General features: G+C 56.3%; 5 protein-coding genes and 2 pseudogenes. 3 read left to right on the forward strand and 4 right to left on the reverse strand.

The window, feature by feature from the left end; translation table 11 throughout:
• From GXY01S_RS18385 to GXY01S_RS16080, 4 genes and pseudogenes are all read right to left on the reverse strand, one after another.
• Window positions 1-456, reverse strand: a pseudogene (locus GXY01S_RS18385) (2OG-Fe(II) oxygenase); the annotation flags it as partial.
• A gap of 87 nt (window positions 457-543) precedes the next feature.
• On the reverse strand, window positions 544-1,158 hold the full coding sequence (locus GXY01S_RS16070) for a hypothetical protein (RefSeq protein WP_061276755.1): 615 nt from the start codon (window positions 1,156-1,158) through the stop codon (window positions 544-546).
• A 110-nt stretch (window positions 1,159-1,268) separates the two neighbouring features.
• Window positions 1,269-3,872, reverse strand: coding sequence for an EAL domain-containing protein (locus tag GXY01S_RS16075; protein WP_061276756.1), 2,604 nt, complete (start codon window positions 3,870-3,872; stop codon window positions 1,269-1,271).
• A complete protein-coding gene (locus GXY01S_RS16080; protein WP_061276758.1) occupies window positions 3,872-4,561 on the reverse strand; it encodes a hypothetical protein in 690 nt (229 codons plus the stop codon). The genes GXY01S_RS16075 and GXY01S_RS16080 overlap by 1 nt, the downstream gene beginning before the upstream one ends.
• A gap of 260 nt (window positions 4,562-4,821) precedes the next feature.
• Between GXY01S_RS16080 and GXY01S_RS16085 the strand changes: the two genes are divergently transcribed.
• From GXY01S_RS16085 to GXY01S_RS16090, 3 genes and pseudogenes are all read left to right on the forward strand, one after another.
• Window positions 4,822-5,382, forward strand: a complete 561-nt coding sequence (locus GXY01S_RS16085; RefSeq protein WP_061276760.1) for a recombinase family protein — start codon at window positions 4,822-4,824, stop codon at window positions 5,380-5,382.
• A 12-nt stretch (window positions 5,383-5,394) separates the two neighbouring features.
• Window positions 5,395-5,490 (forward strand): annotated as a pseudogene (locus GXY01S_RS19130) (IS5/IS1182 family transposase); the annotation flags it as partial.
• A 104-nt stretch (window positions 5,491-5,594) separates the two neighbouring features.
• Entirely contained in the window at window positions 5,595-6,695 is a 1,101-nt protein-coding gene (locus GXY01S_RS16090; protein WP_061276762.1) for an IS630 family transposase, read from the forward strand.

A 6,695-nucleotide genomic window follows, 5' to 3' on the forward strand; every position in this document is an offset into this window, starting at 1 on the left:
GGTATAAGTCAGCAAAGCCAGGCGATTTTCCAGACACGTATGGGGGTGATAACGAAAATCGGTATGGACCTGAAAATGTCCCTGCCCCGCGACTTCATGCATGCCCCCCCCATAAAAATAAGGATCGGGAAGCAGATTCGTGATTCCTGTCAATCTGGTCAGTAGCCGGAGGAACGGTGCACCGTTCACAATATCAAAATACCGTTGTATTGCTGCAGGCATGACGGATTTTGTGCTGGTCGAACGCTTTGACTGAAGCTGGTTCTGGAATACATTTATATTGTTTACGTGATCGAGATTAAAAGCCTGCAACGCTTCGTTCAGCAGGGAATCACAGAACATTCCGTCCATGACCAGATGTGGAAATGGCTTGGCTGTCTTGAACTCCTGCGCAAGACTGTTCAGCCGGGAAGTGTCGGACCGGTCCATTCTTTTTAACAGGGGTACGTACGACATCTGCTATCCTAATAATAGTCTTGCCAGGTGCGGTAGGATATTGGGATGTTTTTAGTAAATCCGGTCTACTGTGCAGATAGGAAAAGTTCAGAAGGGGCTTCGATTCTGTATCTGTGATGATGCGACTACGTATTTATGATGCACTGTTCCAATATGGCACCATGCCTCGCCATATTCGGCAGGAATGGCGCCCTTGCCGGCCAAGGTATTCAGCATGTTTTCCAGTTCCGGGAGGAGAAGGGCATGATCCTGCAGGGGGGCCATCAGTGGCTCCTTGTACGGGAGCAGGAAATGGCCCGTCACGGGAACGGGGGTTCCGTCCTGTGTCGGTAATGGATCATTTATGGTGGTGCTGACGGCTTCTGCCAGTTTCAGGAAACTTTGCAGGAAATCATCATTATAGGCAAAATTTCCAGTCCCGCCCTGTGACCGGATTTCTTTTTCGGGAGAAGGCGCATTGATCCACGCGATGTAATGTTTCGCATGTAAAGTATGCAACCCGTCTGCGCTGGCAAATATGTGGTCAATCTCCACACGTTCGTCTGTTCCAAGTGGCAGGGTAATGCCATGCATTACGGGTAGGCCACTTGCCACAAGCATCTGCGTAACGGGATCATCCGCGGCAGGCTGTCCGCATAATTGCTGCCACAGGGCGGCATCTCCGCCTGCAGGGAAATCTGGATTGCGGTGCGCACGTGTCATGTCCGGTCCTGCAACAGATAAAGCTCCAAATCCGATAAGAAGGCATTTATTGTAAAGAATTGGTAACCGGGGGGCGTCTCCCCTTCGTCACGCCATTATTCATGTCCGTCTCATGCAGCATCATGCTGGCTGCCGGGCTGTGAGCCCCCGGTATCGGGGCGCGCCTTCAGCCATGCTTCAAGATCCTGCACATCCAGGGGTCTGGAAAAGAAATATCCCTGTATCACGTCACAGTTGATCTGCCGGAGCAGGTCAAGCTGCGCCTGCGTTTCCACGCCTTCCGCCACCACGGTCATGCCCAGGCTCCGCCCGATACGGATGATGGCCGTGACCACAGAGTGAACCTTGCCCGTCGGTTCAAAGCCATCCATGAAGCTCCGGTCAATCTTGAGCTCGTTAAGTGGCAGGTTTGCAAGGTTCGACAGGCTGGAAAAACCGGTTCCGAAATCATCCATGGAAAGCCCGATGCCCATGGCCCGGATCGCCTGAGCGGCGATGAGGGTCTGATCGTAATTTTCTATCATCGCACTTTCCGTCAGTTCGATGGTCAGGCGCCGTGGGGGAATGCCGCTTTCGTGCAGGATCTCGCCAATCAGGCGTGGCAGGTCAGGATTGCTGAAATGCAACGCGGATATGTTGACCGAGACGACCGGAACGTCCACCCCTGCCTGCATCCATAGGGCCATCTGCCGACAGGCCGCCCGCAGCGACCACAGCCCGATTGCCTCGATCTGTCCGGTTTCTTCCGCCAGGGGGATAAAGCGGCCCGGTGAGATTATGCCCAAGGTTGGGTCGGTCCATCGGGCCAGGCCTTCCACCCCTTCCAGCCGGCCGGTCGCGGCATGGACCTGCGGCTGGTATACCAGATAGAGCTGGTCCGTCCTGATTGCCTCCTTCAGCGCGTTGGCCAGCAGGATCTGGTCCGCCGCCTGCCGGTTCATTTCCTCGCTGAAGAAACGGTAGCAGTTACGGTCGGCATTCTTCGCCTGCGACAGGGCCGTTTCTGCCTGCTGCATGAGTATTTCCGTCTCCCGCTGGCCGCCGTCATTATCCGCAATGCCGATACTGGCCGTAATGGTAACGGGAACCATGTCAATCACGACCGGCTCCGCTACGGCTTTCATGACGGCATCGGCCAGTGCCGTGGCCCGTTCCACCCCACCGGTCGTGATCAGGGTGAATTCGTCTCCGCCGCTGCGGGCCAGCAGGTCATCACTGGAAATGAGACCGGATAACCGCCGGGCCAACGCAGCCAGCAGCATGTTGCCTGCCGGGCGTCCCAGTCCGTTATTGATGGCCCGGAACCGATCCAGGTTGATGATCAGGGCCAGCAGGTTTTCATGCCGCGCGCGCGCCGCCCGCTGCCTGATACCGTGCCGCAGCCCGGTCCGGTTGGGCAGGCCAGTCAGTGTGTCATACTGCGTAAGCCGCGCGATATCCTCACGCGAGCGCTGCTGTTCGATGGCAAGCGCGCACAGGTGCAGGCAGGCATCAGCAATCCGCCGGTGCCATCTGCCCGGTGCGCGCTTGGCACGGAAATAGAAAGCCAGACTGCCACCTACCCGGCCGTCACGCAGCAGGATCGGCACCGACCAGCAGGCCATGAGGCCATGCGGGACGACAAACTGCCAGAACCCCTTCCATTTCGGATCGGCTTCAATGTCTGGTGTAACCACTTCCCTGCCGGTGAACAGTGCAGTGCCGCATGACCCGACCTCGGGGCCTATCTGCAGGTCAGCGCATACTTCGGCAATCTGTGCGGGCAGCCGTGCGCGCGCTACGGGGTGCATGCGCTGTTCATCATCCACGACCACGATCTGTGTTACGACATCGGGGGCGATACGTTCAATCTGGCGGCACATCAAGGCGAGGATTTCGTTGAAGGAGAGGTTGCTGGTCAGTGCCCCCATCATATCCTTCTGCAGCGCTTTTATCTGCTCGCTGCCCGTAATGTCATTCAGCACCACGATCACTTCGTGCAGTTCCTCATAGGGGCTGCATAAGGGCGTTACGGTTGCCAGAAGCCAGATGTCCTGACCTGTGTCAGTGCGGGAATGGATTTCCAGTTCAAAGGGCCGACAGCGCTGCAGACGACGGCGAAAGGCCTGTAACGTTGCAAGATCGCCCTGCTGCCCGGACAGAAAGGCCGAGAAATCAGCCCCTTCCATACCTTCGGCACCGATGCCCGAAAACCGGGCTGCCGCTGCATTGGCATAGGTAATGCGGCACTGGCTGTCCAGTATCAGGATGCCGCATGCATTGTGTTGCACGATGCTGGCGTACTGCAGGTCCTGTTCACGTCGGGACAGATCCCGTGTCACATCGCGCAGGGAAATGACAAACACCTGCTGTCCCGCCCCCTCGGTCCGTGCCACGGACATCTCGGCAGAAAACGCCGTGCCGTCATGCCGCAGCAAGGTCAGATGATGGTGGTTTTCTGTAGTGGAACGACAGACTTTACCCCCGGATACGCCGGATGGGCACAGCGCGACATTCGTCAGGTTCTCACCAAAGGTACAGGGCAGGACGTCTGTCCCGGCGGGAAAGAGAATATCGAGTTTCCGGCCGAGAAGTCCGGGCGTGGGGCTACCCCAGATACGGGCCGCGTTATCATTGGCAAAGATGATTGTGTTATCATTGCTGACAAGCAGGATACCCGTATCAATGCTTTCCAGCAGTTTGTCCGGAATGGGATAGGTCTGTCGTTCGCCCATTAGTCTGGTCTGCCTGTCTGTTGTGTTCTGGTGGGTAAATGAATAACGACGCCGTTCTCAGGGGTCTGTGTCCGGTAGCGTTTGAGAAAAAGCGGGGACGTGTCTGTCCCTTCTCCCCCCTGCTGCCAGTTTTCAGGACGGGACAGCCCGTAGGGGTCCCCATCACAGCGTACGACCGCCCATGCCGCGCAGTCCCGTTCCGCCCCACATCCCGCAAGCAGTCCGACCAGCGTGATGCGGGTATCGGAATCATAGGATGCCGTCAGGGTCTCATTGCCGCGGAATATCAGGCTGAATGGCGCGGCGCGGTCCGGGTTGCCAAATGTGATGTCGATCAGGATAAGGCCGGCTTCGGAATGCTTGGGTCCGAAAATGATTTCCCCCCCCGCTGGATCAATAACCAGGTGCAGCCACAGAACCTGAAAGGGGCCAAAACTGTCGATTTCCAGCGTTCCCCCCTGCAGGACGTATTCCCAACTGCTCCACCGGGCCAGATCTGTCAGGTTCGTGCGGACCCAGGCCCGTGATCCTATGACGAAGCGATAGGAAGACAGGTCCGACCTGCGTGAAAGGGGAAGTGATCTGTTTACAACCTCAATCACGTTGTTCCAGTTGAAAAAGCCGTTTCTGACCGCGGTCTCATTCGTACGGACTACAAGGGAGCAGCCATTGTCTATTGCCATTTTCATATGTATCGCCTGTCTCAAAAATACTCGCACCAGCAAGGAAGTTTCGGGTTTTCTGACTGCTGGCTATTGGGCCAAAATATGAAATATTTGTGGCGTGGCCTTTCTGCCCGATGTGAAACCGCATGATGGTGGAGGTGATGAGGACGTAACGGAATTTATTGTTGCATAAGACCCGTCATTTGAAAACCAAAAAAATGCTGGCCATGCGTTCGCGCAATCGTCTATAAAACAAAGCTAATGTGCCAATATAAACGAATAATATGATGCTGATCGGGTACGCGCGCGAAAATTCGGAAGAAGCGACGCTTCTCCAACAGGTAGAAGCGCTCCGAAAGGCGGGTTGTAACAAAATATATGAGGAAAAAGTTCCTACATTGAGCCGGGACTGGCCCATTCTGGGGGACGTCCTGACAGAACTTTCTTCTGATGATACTTTGGTTGTCTATTCTCTGGACCGTCTTGCCTGGTCAACGCCCCACCTGCTGGAGGTGGCTGATCGACTGCGTGAAAAAGGAGCAGGGCTGCGTTCCCTTTGTGAACCCTGGGCCGATACCACCGTTCCCTATGGGAAAATGATTCTTGGTGTTTTTGCCGGCATTGCTGAATTTGAACGCGCATTAAGCCGCAACCTCACGGAAACGGGTCGAAAACGGGCCAAGGAACGGGGCGTCCATCTTGGTCGGCCAGCCAAGCTCAGCGCAGAGCAGATTGCGACGATCCGGAAGCTTGTCCGTGACGAGAACCTCTCCATTTCAGAAGTCGCAGCCCGTTTTGGCGTGCATAAAGCCACCATCTATCGAGCAGTTACCAATAACAAGTAAGAATTGTTTACGCTGACCCTGCATGTCACACCAGCCAGTCGATATGATCGCGCCGAGGTGGGACGTCTTGCTGCCGCCATTCAGAACGCGACGGGCGAAAGCGTTGAACCTTCATGCTTAGAAATGCCGCTATACTCATTCAAGGTGCATAACACCCTCTAGTGTCCTGATCGAGAAGTTTATATGATTATCCTGATGGCAGGGGTAATCGAATGGGACGTGTAGCGGTTGCGATTGAACTGACGGCATTGGAGCGTCAGGAACTGGAATCTCTGGCAAGGGCGCGCAAGACGGGTCAGGCGCTTGCGCGGCGAGCCCGTATTGTCCTTGCCGCAGCCGATGGGCATGAGAACAAGGCGATCCGTGACCTGATGGGCGCGGACATCAACACGGTTGGCAAGTGGCGCCGGCGTTTTGCGACGGACCGTCTGGACGGGCTTTACGATGAACCCCGGCCGGGGACACCACGCTCGATCGGCGACGGGGAAATCGCGGAGACGATCCGCCGGACACTGGAAGAAACCCCGCGCGGTGCTACGCATTGGTCGCTGCGCTCGATGGCACAGGCCGTGGGATATGCACCGTCAACGATCCATCGCATCTGGAAAGCGTTCGGGTTACAGCCGCATCGAACAGAGACCTTCAAACTGTCGAACGACCCCCTCTTCGTGGAGAAGGTCCGCGACATCGTTGGTCTGTATATGGCACCGCCGGAGCGTGCGCTGGTACTGTGCGTGGATGAGAAGAGCCAGATCCAGGCGCTGGATCGCAGCCAGCCCATGCTCCCGATGCGGCCCGGCCAGGTCGAGCGGCGGACACATGACTATACCCGCCACGGTACGACCTCACTGTTCGCAGCTCTCGACATTGCCACCGGCACCATCATTGGAAAGTGTTATCCGAAGCACCGATCCACGGAATTCCGCAAATTCCTTGACCAGATCGAAACCAATGTGCCGACTGACCTCGATATCCATCTGGTGATGGATAACTATGCCACCCACAAGACGAAGCTGATCCGTGACTGGTTGGCCAGGCGCCCGCGCTGGCACGTTCATTTTACGCCGACCGGGGCCTCATGGATCAATCAGGTGGAGCGGTTTTTCGCTCTCGTCACTGAAAAGCAGATCAGGCGCGGCATTCACCGTTCGACCGAAGCCCTGGAGGCCGACATCAGGGCTTTCATCGCCGTCCATAACGAACAGCCCAAGCCCTTCAAATGGACCAGATCCGCCGACGACATCCTGCAGGCCGTCAAGCGATTCTGCCTCCGTACTACCAAAATCAGCGAAACTTCAGAATCAGGACACTAG

The sequence above is a fragment of the Komagataeibacter xylinus NBRC 15237 genome (genome assembly GCF_001571345.1).
In the GTDB taxonomy this organism is placed as follows: domain Bacteria; phylum Pseudomonadota; class Alphaproteobacteria; order Acetobacterales; family Acetobacteraceae; genus Komagataeibacter; species Komagataeibacter xylinus.

What these genes read in the sequence shown, in the direction of transcription:
- GXY01S_RS16070 (WP_061276755.1), bottom strand. Translation starts at nt 1,158, where the DNA reads ATGACACGTGCGCACCGCAATCCAGATTTCCCTGCAGGCGGAGATGCC.
- GXY01S_RS16075 (WP_061276756.1), bottom strand. Translation starts at nt 3,872, where the DNA reads ATGGGCGAACGACAGACCTATCCCATTCCGGACAAACTGCTGGAAAGC.
- GXY01S_RS16080 (WP_061276758.1), bottom strand. Translation starts at nt 4,561, where the DNA reads ATGAAAATGGCAATAGACAATGGCTGCTCCCTTGTAGTCCGTACGAAT.
- GXY01S_RS16085 (WP_061276760.1), top strand. Translation starts at nt 4,822, where the DNA reads ATGATGCTGATCGGGTACGCGCGCGAAAATTCGGAAGAAGCGACGCTT.
- GXY01S_RS16090 (WP_061276762.1), top strand. Translation starts at nt 5,595, where the DNA reads ATGGGACGTGTAGCGGTTGCGATTGAACTGACGGCATTGGAGCGTCAG.